Origin of the sequence: Burkholderia sp. Bp9099, from assembly GCF_003857805.1 — a bacterium.
GTDB lineage: Bacteria > Pseudomonadota > Gammaproteobacteria > Burkholderiales > Burkholderiaceae > Burkholderia.
Window position 1 is genome coordinate 1 of the sequence record NZ_QTPU01000052.1, and the last position, 17,770, is coordinate 17,770.

The 17,770-nt window shown below is 66.1% G+C and carries 14 protein-coding genes and 1 pseudogene; 8 read left to right on the plus strand and 7 right to left on the minus strand.

Annotated features, from left to right (window positions below; all coding sequences use genetic code 11):
• Positions 1–1,022: 1,022 nt before the first annotated feature.
• From DIE17_RS35405 to DIE17_RS35420, 4 genes are all read left to right on the plus strand, one after another.
• A complete protein-coding gene (locus tag DIE17_RS35405) occupies positions 1,023–1,304 on the plus strand; it encodes a hypothetical protein (RefSeq protein WP_124489663.1) in 282 nt (93 codons plus the stop codon).
• A 76-nt stretch (positions 1,305–1,380) separates the two neighbouring features.
• Complete coding sequence (locus DIE17_RS35410) at positions 1,381–2,043, plus strand: cupin domain-containing protein (RefSeq protein WP_124489664.1); 663 nt, start codon at positions 1,381–1,383, stop codon at positions 2,041–2,043.
• Complete coding sequence (locus DIE17_RS35415; protein WP_409364695.1) at positions 1,944–3,197, plus strand: flavin monoamine oxidase family protein; 1,254 nt, start codon at positions 1,944–1,946, stop codon at positions 3,195–3,197. The genes DIE17_RS35410 and DIE17_RS35415 overlap by 100 nt, the downstream gene beginning before the upstream one ends.
• A 56-nt stretch (positions 3,198–3,253) precedes the next feature.
• Positions 3,254–4,297 carry an alcohol dehydrogenase gene (locus tag DIE17_RS35420; RefSeq protein WP_124489665.1) on the plus strand — a complete coding sequence of 348 codons (1,044 nt, stop codon included), beginning with the start codon at positions 3,254–3,256 and terminating at the stop codon, positions 4,295–4,297.
• 19 nt (positions 4,298–4,316) lie between these two features.
• On the opposite strand, the gene DIE17_RS35425 is transcribed toward DIE17_RS35420, so the two are convergent.
• The 3 genes from DIE17_RS35425 to DIE17_RS35435 all read right to left on the minus strand — a co-directional run bounded on the left by DIE17_RS35425 (position 4,317) and on the right by DIE17_RS35435 (position 8,039).
• Positions 4,317–5,225 (minus strand): LysR family transcriptional regulator, encoded by a 909-nt coding sequence (locus DIE17_RS35425; RefSeq protein WP_124489666.1) that lies wholly within the window; start codon positions 5,223–5,225, stop codon positions 4,317–4,319.
• A 31-nt stretch (positions 5,226–5,256) separates the two neighbouring features.
• Entirely contained in the window at positions 5,257–6,522 is a 1,266-nt protein-coding gene (locus DIE17_RS35430; RefSeq protein ID WP_260430315.1) for an MFS transporter, read from the minus strand.
• Positions 6,523–6,716: 194 nt separating this feature from the next.
• A complete protein-coding gene (locus DIE17_RS35435; RefSeq protein ID WP_124489667.1) occupies positions 6,717–8,039 on the minus strand; it encodes a tetratricopeptide repeat protein in 1,323 nt (440 codons plus the stop codon).
• 167 nt (positions 8,040–8,206) lie between these two features.
• On the opposite strand from DIE17_RS35435, the gene DIE17_RS35440 reads away from it, so the two are divergent.
• On the plus strand, positions 8,207–9,052 hold the full coding sequence (locus DIE17_RS35440) for a helix-turn-helix domain-containing protein (protein ID WP_124489668.1): 846 nt from the start codon (positions 8,207–8,209) through the stop codon (positions 9,050–9,052).
• A 24-nt stretch (positions 9,053–9,076) separates the two neighbouring features.
• Here the strand turns inward: DIE17_RS35440 and gcvA are convergent, their stop codons facing one another.
• On the minus strand, positions 9,077–9,988 hold the full coding sequence (gcvA, locus tag DIE17_RS35445; protein ID WP_124489669.1) for a transcriptional regulator GcvA: 912 nt from the start codon (positions 9,986–9,988) through the stop codon (positions 9,077–9,079).
• A gap of 275 nt (positions 9,989–10,263) precedes the next feature.
• Here gcvA and DIE17_RS35450 point away from each other — a divergent pair, with 275 nt between their 5' ends.
• The gene (locus DIE17_RS35450; RefSeq protein WP_124489670.1) at positions 10,264–11,037 is read left to right on the plus strand and encodes an SDR family NAD(P)-dependent oxidoreductase; all 774 of its coding nucleotides are present in this window, start codon (positions 10,264–10,266) and stop codon (positions 11,035–11,037) included.
• A 133-nt stretch (positions 11,038–11,170) separates the two neighbouring features.
• Here DIE17_RS35450 and DIE17_RS35455 read toward each other — a convergent pair whose 3' ends face one another.
• Together DIE17_RS35455 and DIE17_RS35460 are read right to left on the minus strand one after the other, a co-directional pair.
• A complete protein-coding gene (locus DIE17_RS35455; RefSeq protein ID WP_124921774.1) occupies positions 11,171–12,604 on the minus strand; it encodes an amino acid permease in 1,434 nt (477 codons plus the stop codon).
• 332 nt (positions 12,605–12,936) lie between these two features.
• Positions 12,937–14,175: a MalY/PatB family protein gene (locus tag DIE17_RS35460; RefSeq protein ID WP_124489672.1), complete on the minus strand. Its 1,239-nt coding sequence runs from the start codon at positions 14,173–14,175 to the stop codon at positions 12,937–12,939.
• A gap of 224 nt (positions 14,176–14,399) precedes the next feature.
• Here DIE17_RS35460 and DIE17_RS35465 point away from each other — a divergent pair.
• Positions 14,400–15,285: pseudogene (locus DIE17_RS35465) on the plus strand (kynureninase); the annotation flags it as partial.
• Between the two features lie 265 nt (positions 15,286–15,550).
• On the opposite strand, the gene DIE17_RS35470 reads toward DIE17_RS35465, so the two are convergent.
• Positions 15,551–16,429, minus strand: coding sequence for a GntR family transcriptional regulator (locus DIE17_RS35470; protein WP_124489673.1), 879 nt, complete (start codon positions 16,427–16,429; stop codon positions 15,551–15,553).
• 396 nt (positions 16,430–16,825) lie between these two features.
• Here DIE17_RS35470 and DIE17_RS35475 point away from each other — a divergent pair, with 396 nt between their 5' ends.
• Positions 16,826–17,749 (plus strand): amidohydrolase family protein, encoded by a 924-nt coding sequence (locus DIE17_RS35475; RefSeq protein WP_124489674.1) that lies wholly within the window; start codon positions 16,826–16,828, stop codon positions 17,747–17,749.
• Positions 17,750–17,770 lie beyond the last annotated feature (21 nt).

Genomic DNA, 17,770 nt, shown 5'->3' on the forward strand with positions numbered 1-17,770 from the left:
GACCTGTCACCTGTAGAGTTTGAGCGGCGCTACGCGCTAAACGGCTCGTGAGTGTCTATGAAACTCTGGCCGGTCCAAACATGCCTAACTTCCTTCCTTTCCGTCGAGTTTACACACGACCTATTGGAAGGCGAAATTTCAGGGGAAGCTCACTTATCGCCTATCAGGCCTCACATCGTGGCGGATGGCTTGAATGCGAGTTAGCTGATACACGCGTCTTCCTGAGCGGAAATGCCGTTACTTTCATGGAAGCTACGATTCATCTTCCTAATGATGCATAGAGGATACTTCCTCAAATATCTTCTCCTGCGATCGGAGCCGCAACCGCCCCGCAACTGAATGGGACAAGGTCAAGCTTCCCCTCGCCCGGCAACTTTCTGATTCCTGGAGCCTGTAAGAATGGTTTCCGACGGGGGGAGGAAGGCACAAAGAAGAGCCAGATCGCCGATGACCTGGGGCTTACGCTCTTGCGCGGAGTGGACGAGGCACCAATGACCGAGACCGGCTACAACGAGCAGCAGCATATCGCTGCAGGTTAGTTACGGCATGCCCGCTGCGGTGCCGCAACGCACGCGTAATGACATCGTTCGCCGCGATCGCAGCGCGGCATCACGAAGCCGACCAACAGCAGCGCGCCAATCACGGGATCTGGTATCGCAAGTCCGAAGAGATAGAGCACAACTTCTCGAGACACGCGCCAGTCAGAAAGACCATGCACGCCTACAGCATGAGCGCCTCACCCAAACGTGGCCGTGCCGACACGCTGCCGCGCGGCCAAGAGGCCTCAGCGTGCGAAGCCAGCGTGGGCGATACGCGCGATCGTACCAAGTGCGCGAGCCCGCCTGCTACGACATACATTTTCTTTATGGTAAAGACAGTTAATCTCACTTGTCGGCCCCGGCGCCGTGCAAAAAAATGGCACTCGCGTTGCGGCGTCGCCGCACGTGACGAACCGGCGCCGGCCCCGCTTCTCTTGCCATCACGGCAATCGCAGGCCCGGCGCACCGACCAAGGAGATTCAGATGTTCTATCTGCAGATCACGCTCAGGATCACAGCGGCAAACCGCGCGGCCGCCGCACGCGTCTATCAGGAATACAAGGCGCCGTTCCTCAATACGATCGCGGGCGCACGGTCGAAGGAACTGCTGGTGCGCGACGAGGACGTGCAGGTCCTGCACGGGTTCGACAGCGAAGCCAACGCGCTCGGCTACCTGTCGAGCGACCTGTTCGAAACGGATGTGGCCGGCGCGCTCAAGCCGCTGCTCGACGCCGCGCCGGATGTGCGCGTTTATCAAGTCGCTTGACGCGACGCAACGCATCCGACACGCCGTCGTGACCGGTTCCGGTCAGCCGGAACCGGTCACGACGCACGCCCCCAGCATGATAGTCAACGCAGATTTTTCGCGCCGTGTCGCCGTCGGCGCCGACGAATACCGGTGGATCGCGTCCCCGCAGACGGGCATCGAACGTGTGATGCTCGACCGCACCGGCGGCGACCAGGCGCGTGCGACGAGTGTCGTGCGCTATGCACGCGGCGCGTCCTTCCCGCGTCACGCGCATCCGGGCGGCGAGGAGATCCTGGTCCTGTCGGGCGTCTTTTCGGAAGGCGATCGGCATTACCCGGCCGGCTGGTACCTGCGCAATCCGCCCGGATCGTCCCATCAGCCGTCGAGCACCGGCGGTGCCGTCATCTTCGTCAAGCTGCGGCAGATGGCGTCGTATGAAAGCCGGCCGACCCGCGTGGATACGCGCGCGCCGTCGTCGTGGCATCGCACGGACCGTCGACTTGTCTGCCCGCTGTTCGAAAGCGACGCGGAAACGGTCACGCTGCACCGCCTCGCGACCAGCGAACCGCTGTTCCGCGGCACCGCCGCGCACGGTGCCGAGCTGTTCGTGCTGGCTGGCGCGCTCGCGACGCATCGGCGCACGCATGTGCGCGGCGCGTGGATGCGTTTCCCGGCCGGCATGACGCCGGACCTCGTCGCCGGCGCGACCGTCTACCTGAAGACGGGCCATCTGACCCACGCCGAAACGGGAGCCTGACCATGCCGGCACCACGCATCGCCATCGTCGGTGGCGGACTGAGCGGACTGTATGCCGCATGCCTGCTCGAGCAGCGCGGGATCCGGGACTACGTGCTGTTCGAGGCACGAGAGGCGCTGGGTGGACGCATTGCATCCGTCGCGTCACCCGCACTGGCGCCGGCGCCAGCGCCGTCGATTGGCGGCACGGCAGACCGGAACGGTCGCGCCGACCGGTTCGATCTCGGCGCGACCTGGTTCTGGCCCGACGTTCAGCCGCAGCTCGCCGCACTCGTGCGCGAACTCGGCCTCGCGACGTTCGAGCAACCGGCCAAGGGCGACATGATCGTCGAGCGATCGCGCAACGATCCACCCGTCCGGATGCGCGGCTACGCAACCTACCCCGCGTCGACGCGGCTGGTCGGCGGCATGTCCGCGCTGATCGATGCGCTGGCCGGCACACTCGATCCGGCACCCCTCCTCATCGGCGAAACGGTACGACGGCTGCGTTGCACGGAGGCTGGCATCGACGTGGACAGCGAAGATGCCACCGGCCGGGCGACGACGACGTCCGTCGCGCATGTGCTGCTGGCCGTACCACCACGCCTGGCCGTGGAACGCATCGGGTTCGCGCCGGCGCTGCCCGCACCCCTTGCACGACAGTGGCGGCACACCGCGACCTGGATGGCACCGCACGCGAAGTATGTCGCGCACTATCGCACGCCGTTCTGGCGCGAGCACGGCCTGTCCGGCGAAGCCCGAAGCGCATGCGGCCCGCTGGGCGAGATCCACGATGCATCGATCGAGGGCGGCGGTGCCGCGCTGTTCGGCTTCTTCGGCATGCCGGCAAGCGTGCTGGCCCGCGTGCCGGACGATGTGCTGCGCGCGCATTGCCGCACGCAGCTGGCCCGCCTGTTCGGCTCCCCGGCCGCGCTCCCGGAAGCCGACTTCATCAAGGACTGGTCGCGCGACGCCCATACCGCGACGCTCGAAGATCGCGACGGTAACGCGGGACAGCCGGTGCCCGCATCACCCGGCGTGCCGTCCGGTCCGTGGCACCGGCGCCTGATCGGCATCGCCAGCGAATGGTCGAGAGCGTTCCCGGGCTACGTCGCCGGCGCCGTCGATGCCGCCGCGCACGGTATCCGGTTGCTCGAATCGCTCGGTAGTCAGTAGTCAATCCGGATACCGAAAACTTCTCCGCGCATCACAACCTACCTGGATGACAGATCATGAATCAGACAACCTACCGCGCAATGCAGATCACCCGGCCGGGCGTACTCGAACTGGTCGAACGGGCCGTCCCGACTCCGGGCCCCGGGCACGTGCTGATCGCCGTCGACGCATGCGGCATCTGCGGTGCGGATACACGCGACATCGAACACGTCGATCCGGCTGCTTGTGGGTCGCGCATACCGGGACACGAAGTAGTCGGGCGCATCGCCGCGGTCGGTCCGGGCGTGCCGCCGCTCTGGTCGGTGGGTCAAAGGGTCGGCGTGGGCCGGCTCGGCGGCCACTGCAACGCCTGCACCCAATGCCGGCAAGGCAACTTCCAGCTGTGCGAGAACCAGCCGGACGTCGGCTCGACGTGCGACGGCGGCTACGCGGAAATGATGCTTGCGCGCAGCACCGGCCTCGTGTCGATTCCCGATGAACTGGGCGCCGAGGAAGCGGCGCCGCTCCTCTGCGCTGGCATCGCCACGTTCAACGCGCTCCGGAAATGCGGCGCCGAGCCCGGCGACGTCGTCGCGATCCTCGGCATCGGCGGACTCGGACACATGGCCGTCCAATACGCGCGCCGCATGGGCTTCAAGGTCATCGCAATCGGTCGCGGCAGCGACATCGCACCGGATGCGGTGGCGCTCGGCGCGCACGTCTACGTCGACAGCCATGCGGAAGATGCCACGGCACGGCTGCGGCACCTCGGCGGTGCCCGCGCGATCGTGTCGACCGTCGCCCATGGCGACACCGTCTCCAGCCTGCTGGCCGGCCTGGCGCCCCAGGGGCGTCTCGTGCTGCTGGGCGCAGGCAAGGATCCGCTTTCCGTGTCGACGGGGCATCTGATCGGCGGCGAACGCAGCATCGCGGGTTCGCTCACCGGAACGCCGTACGAAAGCGAGAAGGTGCTCGGGTTCAGCGTGTTGTCCGGTGCCCGCCCGCTGATCGAAGTGATGCCGCTCGAGCAGGCGAACGCCGCCTACCGCCGGATGCGTTCGGGCGACGTCAAGTTCCGTATGGTTCTGTCGATGGCGCGTACGGAACGTCCGGCCGGTTGAACGGCGCGCACGGGCCGCGTCATCCGGCGTCGTGACCGGCCCCGATCCCCGCATCGCGGGCCAGTGCGAGAAATCCCGCGATGTAGGCGATCTCCTCGTCGCCGCGCCGGACTCCGAGATTGATCTGCTTGCGAATGCCCTCGGGCCCGAGCCGCACCGTGCGCACTGGGAACGGCGCGCCCTCCTCCACGACCAGCCAGTCCGGCAGCACCGCCACGCCGCGCCGCGCCGCGACGAGTTGCAGCATCAGGTCGGTCTGCTCGGCGGTCCGGTGAAACTTCGGCCGACAGTGTCCGGGCACGAGAAAGCGGGTGTAGATGTCGAGCCGCTCCTTGTCGACCGGCACCGTGATGAGCTCTTCGTCAAGCAGGTCGCGCGGCAGCGCGAACTCGCGCGCCGCCAGCGGGTGCGCGTCGTGCACGACGAGCACCAGTTCGTAGTCGATGATCGGCACGAACGCGAGCTCGGGCAGGTCAACCGGATCTGGCGTGATCAGCAGGTCAATCTCGAAGCCGAGCAGCGCGGCCACGCCGTCGAATCGGAATGCCGTGCGGACGTCGTAGTCGACATCCGGCCATGTGGCGAGGTACCGCGACGTCAGTCGCGTCAGCCACTTCTGGCAAGGATGGCACTCCATCCCGACGCGCAGCGCGCCGCGACGCCCCTCCGCGAAATCGACGAGCGTGCGCTCGGCATGCTCGATCTGCGGCAGCACGCGTTCAGCCAGCGACAGCAGGTACTCGCCGGCCTGCGTGAACCGCAGCCCGCGCCCGTTCTTCGTCCAGAGCTTGACGCCATGCCGCTCCTCGAACTTGCGGACCATGTGTGACAGCGCCGATTGCGTCACGTTGAGCCGCTCCGCCGCGGCCGTCACGCTGCCGAGACGCTCGACTTCCATCAGGATCGACAGGTACTGAAGATCTAGCATGCGCGGTCTCCGTTCGTTGCATGCGGCAACGTCATGCCGCGCGCCGGCTGTCCCGCGCGGCGGGCGACATCAACGCGAACGACGCCAGCCCGAACAACGGCCCCGGCACCAGCAGCCACGTCGCATTGAGCCCGACGTGCTCGAGCAACGTCGTCGTGGCGGCGATCGACACGACCGTGACCGCGAACCCGATCGAGTTCTGGATTGCGAGCGCGCTGCCGACCAGCACCGGCGGGCATGCATTCGCCGCGAGCGCCGAGAATTGCGGCGAATCCGCGACGACCGACGCGCCCCACACGATCAGCAGGCTCGCCATGGCCGCGGGCGGAAGAAAACGCCACGTCGTCGCAAACGTGAGCGCGCAGAGGCCGGACACGGTCAGCGCGCCGATGGCGACCTTCGCACTGCCGATCCGCGCGGACAGGCCACCGCCGATCAGCGAGCCGAGCGCACCGACACCGATCACACCGAACGCGATACCGGAAACACCGGCGTGCGCGACATGCGACGCGATCGACGTGCGCGCGACAAGCAGCGGCACGATGGTCCAGAACGTGTAGAGCTCCCACATGTGGCCGAAGTATCCGAACGTCGCCGCGCGAAAGGCGCGGATCCGGAATGCCTGCGCGACCGATGGCGGCGGATCCGATGCCGCACGACCGGTCGCGGACGGCATGCGACCGCGCGTACGCGCATGCGGCCCGTCGCCGAGCATGGCGATCACGCCCGCGCCGATCAGCGCGAGGCCGGACGACGCGGTGATCACCCATTGCCATGACAGGCCGGTACCGACGACGCGCATCGCATGCGGCAGCGCGGTGCCGAGCGTGAGCATCGCGACCAGCTGCGCGAGTGCCGGCCCGGCCCGATCCGGCACCCAGCCGACGATCAGCTTCATGCCCATCGGATAGATGCCCGCCAGGCATATGCCGACGCCGAACCGGAACACGGCGCCCGACACCAGCCCGCCGGACAACCATGCGAAGCACACGTTGAACACTGCGCCCGCGATCGCACTGCACACGAAGATCCGGCTCGCCGGAAAGCGGTCGGCGGCACCGCTCAGCGCGATCGTCAGCGTGCCGAGAATGAAGCCGAGCTGCACCGCGTTGGTCAGCCAGCCTATGTCGGTCGCGCTCGCATGCCACACGCGCATCAGGTCCGCGGCCGCGCTGTTCGCGCTGAACCAGAGCGCCGTGCCGAACAGCTGCGCGATCGAGATCGCGGCCACCGGCCCGATCGCGTCGACGAGCCGCCTGCGCAACGCGACGCGCGTCACCATGTCACCAGAATTCATTCGACTTCCCCAACCGCACGCCAGGCGGTGCCCGGCGGCATGCATAAACCATCGGACAGTTGATCAGTAAAACTATTTAATTGGAATGGCCCGGCGCCGACCGGTGTCGGTTGCCTGCCGCCCCGCTTTCGTTCGGTAGCGTCAGCCGACGTGCGGCGCCGATCGTGAAGCCGGCGCCGTCACCGACGCGCGCGTCATGCGCTGGCCAGTTGGCCGAGCCAGTGCGAGTCTCTCGGCGACGGGCGGCGATGCAGCCGTTCGTCGAGCAGCGCGCGCGCCTTCTCCACGTTGCCGCTTCGCATCCATGCGACCAGCAGCGTGTCCTGCACGATCTCGCGTTGCGCACCGCTGCCGCCGATGCGGACGACCTCACGTACGACGGGCTCGAGTATCTCCGCACAGCGCGCGGGATCATCTTCGGCGAATGCGAGCGCGGCCCGGCAGATCGCCGGAACGACGGGGCCGGCCGGCAGCTTCGCCGTGTCGACGAGCGTGGTCAGCTCGTCCACGCGCTGCGCGAGCGCAGCGTGGTCGCCGGTAGCCGCGGCAATCAGCGCCATGTGCACGTCCGCGAACGCAAAGCCGGCCTGCGTGAAATAGCCCGACGCATATCGCGCTGCGTCGTCCCACATCCCTTCCGGCACGGTGTGGCCGTATGCCTGCATGCGCCACAGGAACGACGCCGTATCGCTGACCACGTTGATCGGCACGCCGAGCGATGCCGACGGCGCGACGTGCGCGTCGTAGATCGCGAGCGCGCCGTCCGTGTCGCCGCGCTCCAGCGCGATCAGCGCGGCATGCCACGCGATGTGGCTATGGAGCACGCCGCTGCGATCGTATTCGGGCAGCCAGCCGGCGATCATCGCCCGCGCGTCGTCGTTTGCGCCGGATTCGTACAGCACGTGCGCGACCGCATGCGCGGCGTTCACGTTGTGGCGTCGCAGCTCCAGCGCGCGTTCGGTCAGCGCGCGGCCGAGCCGCACGTCGCCGTTCTCGCCGTGCGCCCAGCCGCGATAGGTGAGAAACCACCAGTCGTCCGCGTCGAAGTGGCGCGCATGGCGTTCGCACAGATCCACACGCGCCTGGTCATGGTCGGCCATGCCGGAGAACGCGAACAGGCCGAACGCGCCGAGCGGCAGCGACAGGATCACGATGTCGCGCGGCCACGTGTCCGCATGCGCGAGCGCATCGGCGAGCGCCTTCGCCGAGCGGCCGTTGATCGCATGCGACAGCACCGCGACATGGCTGCGCTCGCGCTCGGTGCCGTTGCGCTCGACGAGTTCGAGCGCTGTCGCGATCTTCGCGCGGGCATCCGTGACTTCCGCGCGAATCGCATGCAGGCGGGCCCGCGCGGCATGCGCGAGCGCGAAGTCGGGATCGGCCGCGATCGCCTCGTCCAGCGTTTGAGCGGCACCCGGCCACAGCGACAGCAGCAGATCGATGCCCGCACGATAGCGCTCGGCCGCAAGGTCGGAAGTCGTCGAGAGAGGCAGGCTGTAGCGGTCGTGACGGGCCATGAAGCAGATTACTCCGGTGGAATGCGAGGGCGCCGGGCTGCGGCGGTGCGGGGTCGCCGATCCCGTGCGACGGGATAGCAACCACGGTCATTAGACCAATTTTCCCGTTGTCGGTATTTCGATTGATTGCCAATATATATAGAATATCTGCCAATCGGAGAACGACCATGACGTGGGAGACAATCGAACCGCCTGCAGGCGTGGCGCCCCCTGCGCCGCTGAAGGTGCGTGCGCAGGCCATCCCGCCGCGGCACCGCTTTCCCGAGCATGCGCATCGCTGGCACCAGATGGTCTATGCGATTTCCGGCGCGCTCACGGTCATCGTCGAAGGCAAGTCGTTCGTCATTTCGCCGGAGCAGGCGGTGTGGCTGCCCAGCGGGCTGCGCCATCGCGTCGGCTCGCTGCTCGGTGCCGAATTCCGCAGCCTGTGGATCGCGGAAGCGATCGGACAGGCGCTGCCGACCGGGCACCCGACCGTGTTCGCGGTTTCACCGCTGCTGAAAGCGCTCGTCATCGAGGCAACCGCGATCGACGGCCAGGCCGATCGCGACGGCTATGCGGACCGCATCACCCACCTGATCCTCGACCAGCTGCGCCGCGCGCGGACGCTGCCGGCGGCGTTGCCGTGGCCGCGGGGCGGCGCGCTCGCCACGCTGTGCGAGGCACTCTATACCGACCCCGCCGATCCGCGCGGGCCCGAGGAATGGGGCAGGATGCTCGGCATGTCGGCACGCACGCTGGCACGCCGCTTCGTGGCCGAGACCGGCATGAGCCTGCGCAGCTGGCGCCGGCGCATGCGCCTGTTCCGCGCGATCGAGCTACTGGGCGGCGGCCTCGGCGTCACGCGCACCGCGATGGAACTCGGCTACGGCTCGACGTCCGCATTCGTCTACGCGTTCCGTCTCGAGCTCGGCAGCAGCCCGCAAGCGTACATGCGCGGCCGCGCGGACGAAGCCGGCACGCACGGGCCGCTGCTCTCGACGGAACACGCCGGCGCGCCGGACCGCGGCTGACGTGCACGCCTCGCGCTCGCGCGGCTAAGTCGCGGCCTGCGCCAGCAGCCAGTCGCGAAACGCCGCGAGCTTCGCCATCCCCGCGCACTCGGGGCGGTACACGACGTAGTACGCGAGCGGCGACGCGAAACCGATGTCCGGAAACAGCCGCACGAGGCGCCCCGCCGCGAGGTCGTCACGCGCCATCACGCTGCGCGCGAGCGCGACGCCGTGCCCGTCGATCGCCGCCTGCAGCACGGCCGCCGAATTGTTGATCTGCATGCGGCGCGACACGGCGACATCCTTGACGCCCGCCCGCTGCAGCCACGTATCCCACGCGGGAAAGCCGGTCTGGCTGTCCATCGACAGGTCGTGGATCAGTGTTTCCCGCGCGAGGTCGGCCGGCCGCTGCAAGCGGCGGCGCTCGTCCGCCAGCTTCGGCGAGCACACCGGATAGACCTCCTCGTCCATCAGCTTGTCGGCCGCGAGCCCCGCCCAGTGCCCGGTGCCGTAGCGCACGCCGATGTCGATCCGCTGCGCGACGAAATCCACCGGCTTCAGATTGGTGTCGAGCCGCACGTCGGTGTCGGGCCACGCGCCCTGGAAGCTCTCGATGCGCGGCAACAGCCATTTCGCGGCAAAGGCCGGACTGACGGCCACCGTAAGCACGCCGCTCGCCGAACCCTCCTTGAGCAGCTCCAACCCCAGCGCGAGCGTGTCGAAGCCGGTCCGGATGTGCGGCAGCGCGCGCTCGGCGGCTTCGGTCGGCACGAGCCGGATCCGGCCGCTGGTGCCGCGATGAAACAGCGGCGTGCCGAGCCACTCCTCCAGCGTACGCACGAGCTGGCCGACCGCCGCCGGCGTCACGTGCAGTTCGGCGGCCGCCGCGGAAAAGCTCTGATGGCGGGCACTCGCCTCGAATGCGCGCAACGCGTTCAAATGGACCGGTGACTTCATGGCTTCATCGAAGCAAAGATTTTCTTTCGTTGTCGAACACTTTATCTCGTTTGTCCCGAGAACCGAATCGGCGAAAAATCCACATCAGATCAAAGGTTAACGTGATTCCCGCACGACAGGTCACACATACCGCGTGACATCGGGACAAATGGTTTTTCTATCAACCGACCTCCTCCGATCGCCAAGCATGGCGCGTGCGACGCACGAAATCGTCGCGCGCCGCCGCTCTTCAACCAACGCCTGTCGATCGACGGGCGGACACGGAGATTTTCAACATGAGCAATGCATTCAACGGCAGGAAGCTGCTGGTCGTCGGCGGCACCAGCGGCATGGGTCTGCAGACGGCGCGAACGATTCTCGCGGCAGGCGGCAGCGCGGTGATCGTCGGCAATCGCCCGGCGAAGACCGAGGAAGCGCGCAAGGAACTGGCCACGCTCGGCGACGTCCGCGCGCTGACCGCCAACCTGTCCGCCGACGCCGGCCTGGCCGCACTGCTCGAACGCATCGACGCCGAGCATGCCGACGTCGACCTGCTGGTCAACGCGGCCGGCGTGTTCTTCCCGAAGCCGTTCCTCGAGCATCAGGAATCCGATTACGACCAGTATATGAAGCTGAACAAGGCGACCTTCTTCATCACTCAGAAGGTCGCGGCCAACCTGGTGGCGAAGGGCCGCCCCGGCGCGATCGTCAATATCGGTTCGATGTGGGCGAAGCAGGCGATCGCCGCGACGCCGTCGTCCGCGTATTCGATGGCCAAGGCCGGCCTTCATTCGCTGACGCAGCACCTCGCGATGGAACTGGCGCCGAAGGGCATTCGCGTCAACGCGGTGTCGCCGGCGGTGGTGCAGACGCCGATCTACGAAGGCTTCATTCCGAAGGCCGACGTGCATGCGGCGCTGCAGGGCTTCAACGGCTTCCATCCGATCGGCCGCGTCGGCACGCCGGAGGACGTCGCCGAGGTCGTCGCGTTCCTGCTGTCGGACAAGGCAGGCTGGGTCACGGGCGCGATCTGGGACGTGGACGGCGGCGTGATGGCCGGCCGCAACTGACCTGCTCGGCACGCGTGCTCGACGCGCACGCACAACTGCCGACCACGTGAGTCGGCCCCGGTCGCGATGAAGCGGGCAGCCCCGGTTCGATTCGGGGCTGCCCGCCGGCGGCGATCGCACGGCCGGACATCCGTCAGGCCGGCACGTCCTTCGGATCGCGCGCCGCCTCGTGCGCCCCGTCGCGCGCGGTCTCGTGCCGCGTGTGAATCCTGTACGCGACGAACACGACGCCGACCCACACCGCCGAGACGATCAGCGACATCCGCATGTCCGGCAGGATCGCGATGCAGACCATCACCGCGGCAACGAACAGCAGCGCCAGGTAGTTGCTGTACGGGTAGAACGGCATCCGGTACGCGATCTTGTCCGCGTCGCCATTCAGCATCCGGATCTTGCGGAACTTCAGATGGCTGATCACGATGGAGCCCCACGCACACACCAGCGCGAACACCGTCACCGACGAGAACAGCTCGAACGCCTGCTCCGGCATGATGTAGTTCAGCAGCACGCCGGCAAACATCGTTGCGAACACCATCAGGATCGCGCGATGCGGCACCTTGCGAGGGTTGACCACACCGAGGAACGCCGGCGCGTTCTTCTGCAGCGACAGGTTGTAGAACGTGCGGCTGTTCGTGAACACGCTCGCGTTCACCGCCGACAGCACGGCCATGATCACGACGAGGTTCATGATGCCCGCCGCCGCCGGAATGCCGATCTTCGTGAACACGTCGACGAACGGGCTGCCCTTGGTGGTCAGCGACGTCCACGGAAACACCATCAGCAGCACCGCGATCGCGCCGACATAGAAGATCAGCAGGCGCCAGAACGTCGAATTGACGGCCTTCGGCATCGTCGTCTTCACATCCTTCGCTTCGCCGGCCGCGAGCCCGAGATTCTCGACGCCACCGAACGAGAACGCGACCATCACGATCGCCAGGAACGTGCCGCCCAACCCCTTCGCGAAGAAACCGCCGTGCGCGACGAGGTTGTGATAACCGATCGGCACCCCGTTGTTGCCGATGCCGAACATGATCATGCCGGCGCCGAACAGGATCATCGCGACGATCGCCACCACCTTTACCAGCGCGAACCAGAACTCCGCCTCGCCATATATCTTCACGCCGATGATGTTGACGAAAAACATCAACGAGACCGCCGCACCGGCCGTCACCCAGATCGGAATCGCGGGGAACCAGAAGTGCACGTAGTTCCCCAATGCGTTCAGGTCCGCCGCACTCGTCGCGAGCAGGAAGATGAACGCGTTCCAGTCGTTCAGGAAGCCGGCGAACCGGTGAATGTAGCGGTTCGAATACGACACGTACGAGCCCGACACGGGCTCTTCGACGGCCATCTCGCCGAGCGCCCGCATCACGAAGTAGATCGCGATCGCCGCGAGCGCGTAGACCAGCAGGATGGCCGGCCCGGCCGTGCGGATCGCCCACGATGAACCGTAGAACAGCCCGGTGCCGATGGCGCCGCCGATCGCGATCATCTGGATGTGCCGGTTCGACAGATCCCGTTTTAGGTCCTCCCGTTCGTATGCCGGGGTCTGGTCGTCTTGCTTCATGTCGCCTCCATGGGGGTTGTCGTGTATTCGTGTAATCGTGTATTCAGGTCTGGTAGAGCGTCCTGACGACCAGACCGTCCGCGCCGGTTTCGCCGCGCGAGGATGTCGCGACGCGCATGCCGATCGCTCCGTCGTCCCGCGGTCATACTGTTCGCAGTACTGATGTAAATGAACGCTTCGCTTGCGTGCCGCTCCGTTCATCGTCACGTGTGTCGCGCCGGCCAGTCGGCCGTCATCACGGGTCGATGCCCGACGACGTCGCGCCGGGCAGTTCGTTTCCCGTCATCCGCCGTTCCGGCTGTTCCCGTCGGCGCCGCCGCGCGCGGCGCAACTCAAAGCGCGGCCAGCGCGTTGGCGAGGCGATCGATCGCGTCGTCGACGACGGCGCGCGGGCACCCGAGGTTCGCGCGCATATAGCCGTGCCCCTCGAGGCCGAATTTCTGCCCCTTGTCCAGCCAGATCCGGGCCTTGGTCAGCATGAACCGGTTGAGCACATCGGCGTCCATGCCGAGCCCGCGGCAGTCCATCCAGGACAGATAAAGCGAGTCGGCGGGCAGGACTTCGATCCTTGACGTCATCCCGTGGATCGCATTGCGGAAATGGACGTGGTTGTCGCGAAGATACGGCAACAGCGCATCGAGCCACGGCTCGCCGTGCGTATAGGCGGCCTCCGCTGCGACCATGCCGAGCGTATTCACCGACTGATACATGTTCCGGTCGAACTGCCGACGCAACGCGTCGCGCACGCGGCGGTCCGGCACAAACAGGTTCGCGCTTTGCAGGCCCGGCAGGTTGAACGTCTTGCTCGGCGCCGTGCACGTGATGCTGTTTCGCGCGAACGCGTCGCCGAGCGATGCGAACGGCACATGCCGTTTCGACGGATTGATGACCAGGTCCTGATGAATCTCGTCCGCGATCACCAGCACGCCGCGCCGCGCGCATATTTCACCCATCGCGCGCAGTTCGCCTGCGCTCCACACGTTGCCGGTCGGGTTGTGCGGGTTGCTCAGGATGAACAGCCGCGTGTCGTCGCGGATGGCGGCCTCGAACATCTTCTCGTTGAAACGGTAAGCCGTTCCCGCACGCTCGAGCGGCGCGAGTGCCAGCCGGCGCCCGTTCAGCAGCACGTCGTCGTGAAAATGCGCATAGACGGGCGGCTGGATCAGGACGCTTTCACCCGGTGCGGAGAACGCCTGGATGGCCGTCTTCAGCGCCGTGATGACACCGCTCGACTGCAGCACCCATTCCGGGTCTACGTGCCATCCAAACCGCTTTGCCTGCCAGTCGACGACGGCGCGCACATAGCTATCGGTCGCCCCGCGCGAATACCCGAAGACGCCGTACTCCACCGCGTCGTGCAGCGCATCGATGACGGGCTGCGGCGCGCGGAAATCCATGTCCGCGACCCACATCGGCAACGGATCGGCCGCGTGTTCATCGGCGGCGAGGAGCCGCTCGCCGAACGCCCATTTCAGGGAATTGGCGTGCCTGCGGTCGATGACTTCGTCGAAGATCGACGCAGCGTTGCGGGTCGCAACGCGACGACCGGGCCATTCCAGATATGCCTGCATGCTCACTTTCACTCGCGACAGAACGGCACGCCGACGGCGTGGCTTCGTATGGCGACTAGAGTAGCAGCGCGATTTTCCGGGCAACAATGGTATCTTTTCATGATGCAGTGAGCGCTGCTCATGGATGGTCGAGCAGCTTCAGCGGGCCACCTTGCCGACATCGCCACAAGGGAACGTGAACCTCCCGTGGTACGCAGCCGCCACTGCGTCTAGGGTCTGCTGCAGTTTCGGAGCGCTCGAACTTTCCGTCCGATCTGTACATCGCGCAAGGGCTGATCAAACAGCTCGATCGCGGCTATGAACTGCGTCTCATTGACGATCCGTCGGAGCTGCCCGCCGCGCTCACCGACGACGTCGCCGTCGCCATGATCACGCACGTCAATTACCGCACCGGCTATATCCACGACATGGCCGCCGCGACGAAGCTAATCCACGACAACGACGCGCTCGCGCTGTGGGATCTCGCGCAATCGGCGGGTGCGGTGCCCGTACATCTGAACGGCGCCGGCGCGGATTGCGCGGTTGGCTGCACATACAAGTATCTGAACGGCGGTCCTGGCTCGCCTGCCTTCGCATGGGTACCGCATCGCCATCAGAGCGACTTCGAGCAGCCGCTATCGGGTTGGTGGGGTCATCGCGCACCGTTTGCAACGACCCCGACCTATACCGCCGACGACGGCATCGGACGATTCCGGTGCGGGACACAGCCGATGGTGTCGATGGCGCTCGTCGAATGCGGGACTCGAGGTCTTCCTGCAAACCGACATGGAAGAGATCCGCAAGAAATCGCTCGCGCTTACCGACCATTTCATCGAACTGGTCGAGACGCGCCGCGAGGAATTTCCATTGGCGCTCGTCACGCCTCGCTCGCATCGACAACGCGGCTCGCATGCAAGCTTCGAACATCCGCACGGCTACGAGGTGATGCAGGCGTTGATTGCGCGCGGTGTGATAGGCGACTATCGCGAGCCGCACGTGTTGCGCTTCGGGCTTACACCGCTGTACACGCGCTACGTGGATGTCTGGGATGCCGTTAAGCACCTATGCCACGTGCTTGTCGAAGAAACCTGGCGTGCGCCTGAATTCGCCGCGCGAGGGGCCGTGACATGAACGAAGGCTTGGCATCTCGACGCTACCCTCGTGCATGCTCATCGTCGTCGGAATTCGTTGTTCCGCATGATAGGCGATGCTCAGATAGCCTCAGGCCCGTATCGATGATCCCATACAGGGTCACACACCTCTGCGCATGGCTGACCGGCGGACACAGCGACCAGACCGGTCTTGAGGCGCTTCACACGCTGTGCGCCTCGACAGCGTTGACGACCACCCAAACTCTGCCCACGAAGCGCTCCCTCTCAATGCAGGGCCGCGCACGTCAATCGAAGGTCTTCTCGCGTACCGCGTTGTGTAGATGAAGCTTCATGAAATCAGCCGCGGCCTCGCGCTGGTCGGTCAGCAGTAAGTCGATCAGCGTCACATGCTCGCGGCAACGCCGCTCTGCTTGGTCGCGATCGACGGATTTGCGGTACTCCATCAGGCGGCGCAACCGATCGAGACGGCGCAGGCCGTCCAGGATGAAGACATTGCCCGAACACGCGGCGATCGTTTCATGCAACCGGCTGTTCGCATCGAACAGCGCGGCCGGCGACGCGGTACGCGCGCCGCCGTTCGCGAGCGCTTCCTGCTCGGCGCGGCAGCGCATCAGCGCGTCGCGGTCGACGCGGAACGTCGGCTCGAGGATTCCCGCCGCCTCGATCAGCAGCCGGTACCGGTAACCCTGTCGATAGGTCTCCGCGGACGTCAGCACCGACTGGAACATCCAGCCGTGCCCCGGCCGTCGTTCGATCCACCCCTCCTGCACCATCCGCCGCAGGATCGCGTTCAACTGCGCGCGCGTCACGCCGTAGCGGCGCATCAGTTCGTTCTCGGTCACGCGATCGGGGAGCTTGCCGGCGAGGCGGTCCTCCGCGATCGACAGGTAGGTCTCTTCGTCCGCAGCTGTATCCGCCAGCTCCGGCGAATCGACCGCGTCGAGCGACGCCGCGCTTTCAGCGACCGCATAACCGCCGTCGGGATGCGGCATCACGACCGCGCGCGCGGCCAACCGCTTCAGCGCCTCGCGCACGGGCGAGCGCGACACGTTGAACTGCTCCGCCAACGAACGCTCCGGCAAACGTGTGCCGGGTGCCATGCCGGAACTGGAAATGTGCTGATGAATGTTCGACGCAAGCACGTCGGCGAGAGCGCGGGTCATGGAAGGCGGAGTGGATCACGAAGTACGACCGCATCGTACCACAGCCGATTTATGGTGCTATGACGCAACGCGAAACCATTAATTCAACTATACCGGCAGCGCCGAAAAGGCCTAACGGAACAGTCAACAATCGCTATTTTTACAACAAATCTGGGAGTTAAAATCGAATCCACACAGAAATAGGCGTTTACCCTCACCGGCACCTCAATGCCTCAAAAAACACTTTACATGGTTTTTTGAGTTCGTAAAATACCATCAATTCCAACCGACACCTCGTTCAAGGAGACCCATGTGCAGCGCAGGCATCTACTCGGCGCAAGTCTCGCGGCAATTGGCGGCCTTGCGCTGTCACGCGCGGGCTCGGCCGCTTCGTCACCCTACAGCGCAGGAGCGGCGATGAACGTCGATCCGCAGGACTTCCCGACTCGTCCGCTCGCGGCGCTGCCGCCGGGCAGCTGCGACTGCCACGTTCACTTGTTCGACGCTGTCCGCTTTCCGTTCGCGCCGAATCGCTCGTACACGCCGGGGCAAGCCCGCGTCGCCGATCTGCTCGCGTTCGAGGCGCGGCTCGGGATCGAGCGGATCGTACTGGTCCAGCCGAGCGTGTACGGCACCGACAACGCGGCGCTGCTCGCGGGCCTGCATGAGCTCGGGCTGCATCGCGCACGCGGCGTCGCGGTCATTGACCCGCGCACCGCCACGCATGCGGAGTTACAGGCGCTGCACGACCAGGGTGTGCGCGGCATCCGGCTGAATCTGCAGGTGCGCGGCGAGCGCGATCTGTCCGTCGCGTCGGCCCAGTTGCAGCGCGCGTCCGACGCGGTCGCGCCTCTCGGATGGGCGGTCCAAATCTATGCGGATCTGGATATCGTCGCGGGCCTCGCCCCGGACATCGCACGCCTCGGCGCCCCTGTCGTGCTCGATCACTTCGCAGGCGCGCGCGCCCACACGCTGTCCGACCAGCAAGCCGCGTTCGCGACTGTCGTCGATCTCGTGAAGCACGGCAACGCGTACGTGAAGTTGTCCGCGCCGTACCGCGCGTCGCGCCAGGCGCCGCTGTTCGACGATCTCGGGCCGATCGCCCGCGCGCTGATCGATGCGCGCCCCGATCGGATGCTGTGGGCATCGGACTGGCCGCACACCGGCAGCGCCGGCAACCGCGACGGCGATCTCACGCGCATCGAACCGTTTCGCCGCGAGGACGCCGGCGCTGCACTGAACCAGTTGCTGGGATGGACGGATGCCGCGGCGCTGCGTCAGCAGATTCTCGTCGACAACCCCGCACGGCTCTATCGCTTCACCGAACAACCGGCTACCTGACCCCACCCTTCTCCACGCATA

What these genes read in the sequence shown, in the direction of transcription:
- DIE17_RS35405 (WP_124489663.1), top strand. Translation starts at nt 1,023, where the DNA reads ATGTTCTATCTGCAGATCACGCTCAGGATCACAGCGGCAAACCGCGCG.
- DIE17_RS35410 (WP_124489664.1), top strand. Translation starts at nt 1,381, where the DNA reads ATGATAGTCAACGCAGATTTTTCGCGCCGTGTCGCCGTCGGCGCCGAC.
- DIE17_RS35420 (WP_124489665.1), top strand. Translation starts at nt 3,254, where the DNA reads ATGAATCAGACAACCTACCGCGCAATGCAGATCACCCGGCCGGGCGTA.
- DIE17_RS35425 (WP_124489666.1), bottom strand. Translation starts at nt 5,225, where the DNA reads ATGCTAGATCTTCAGTACCTGTCGATCCTGATGGAAGTCGAGCGTCTC.
- DIE17_RS35430 (WP_260430315.1), bottom strand. Translation starts at nt 6,522, where the DNA reads ATGAATTCTGGTGACATGGTGACGCGCGTCGCGTTGCGCAGGCGGCTC.
- DIE17_RS35435 (WP_124489667.1), bottom strand. Translation starts at nt 8,039, where the DNA reads ATGGCCCGTCACGACCGCTACAGCCTGCCTCTCTCGACGACTTCCGAC.
- DIE17_RS35440 (WP_124489668.1), top strand. Translation starts at nt 8,207, where the DNA reads ATGACGTGGGAGACAATCGAACCGCCTGCAGGCGTGGCGCCCCCTGCG.
- gcvA (WP_124489669.1), bottom strand. Translation starts at nt 9,988, where the DNA reads ATGAAGTCACCGGTCCATTTGAACGCGTTGCGCGCATTCGAGGCGAGT.
- DIE17_RS35450 (WP_124489670.1), top strand. Translation starts at nt 10,264, where the DNA reads ATGAGCAATGCATTCAACGGCAGGAAGCTGCTGGTCGTCGGCGGCACC.
- DIE17_RS35455 (WP_124921774.1), bottom strand. Translation starts at nt 12,604, where the DNA reads ATGAAGCAAGACGACCAGACCCCGGCATACGAACGGGAGGACCTAAAA.
- DIE17_RS35460 (WP_124489672.1), bottom strand. Translation starts at nt 14,175, where the DNA reads ATGCAGGCATATCTGGAATGGCCCGGTCGTCGCGTTGCGACCCGCAAC.
- DIE17_RS35470 (WP_124489673.1), bottom strand. Translation starts at nt 16,429, where the DNA reads ATGACCCGCGCTCTCGCCGACGTGCTTGCGTCGAACATTCATCAGCAC.
- DIE17_RS35475 (WP_124489674.1), top strand. Translation starts at nt 16,826, where the DNA reads ATGAACGTCGATCCGCAGGACTTCCCGACTCGTCCGCTCGCGGCGCTG.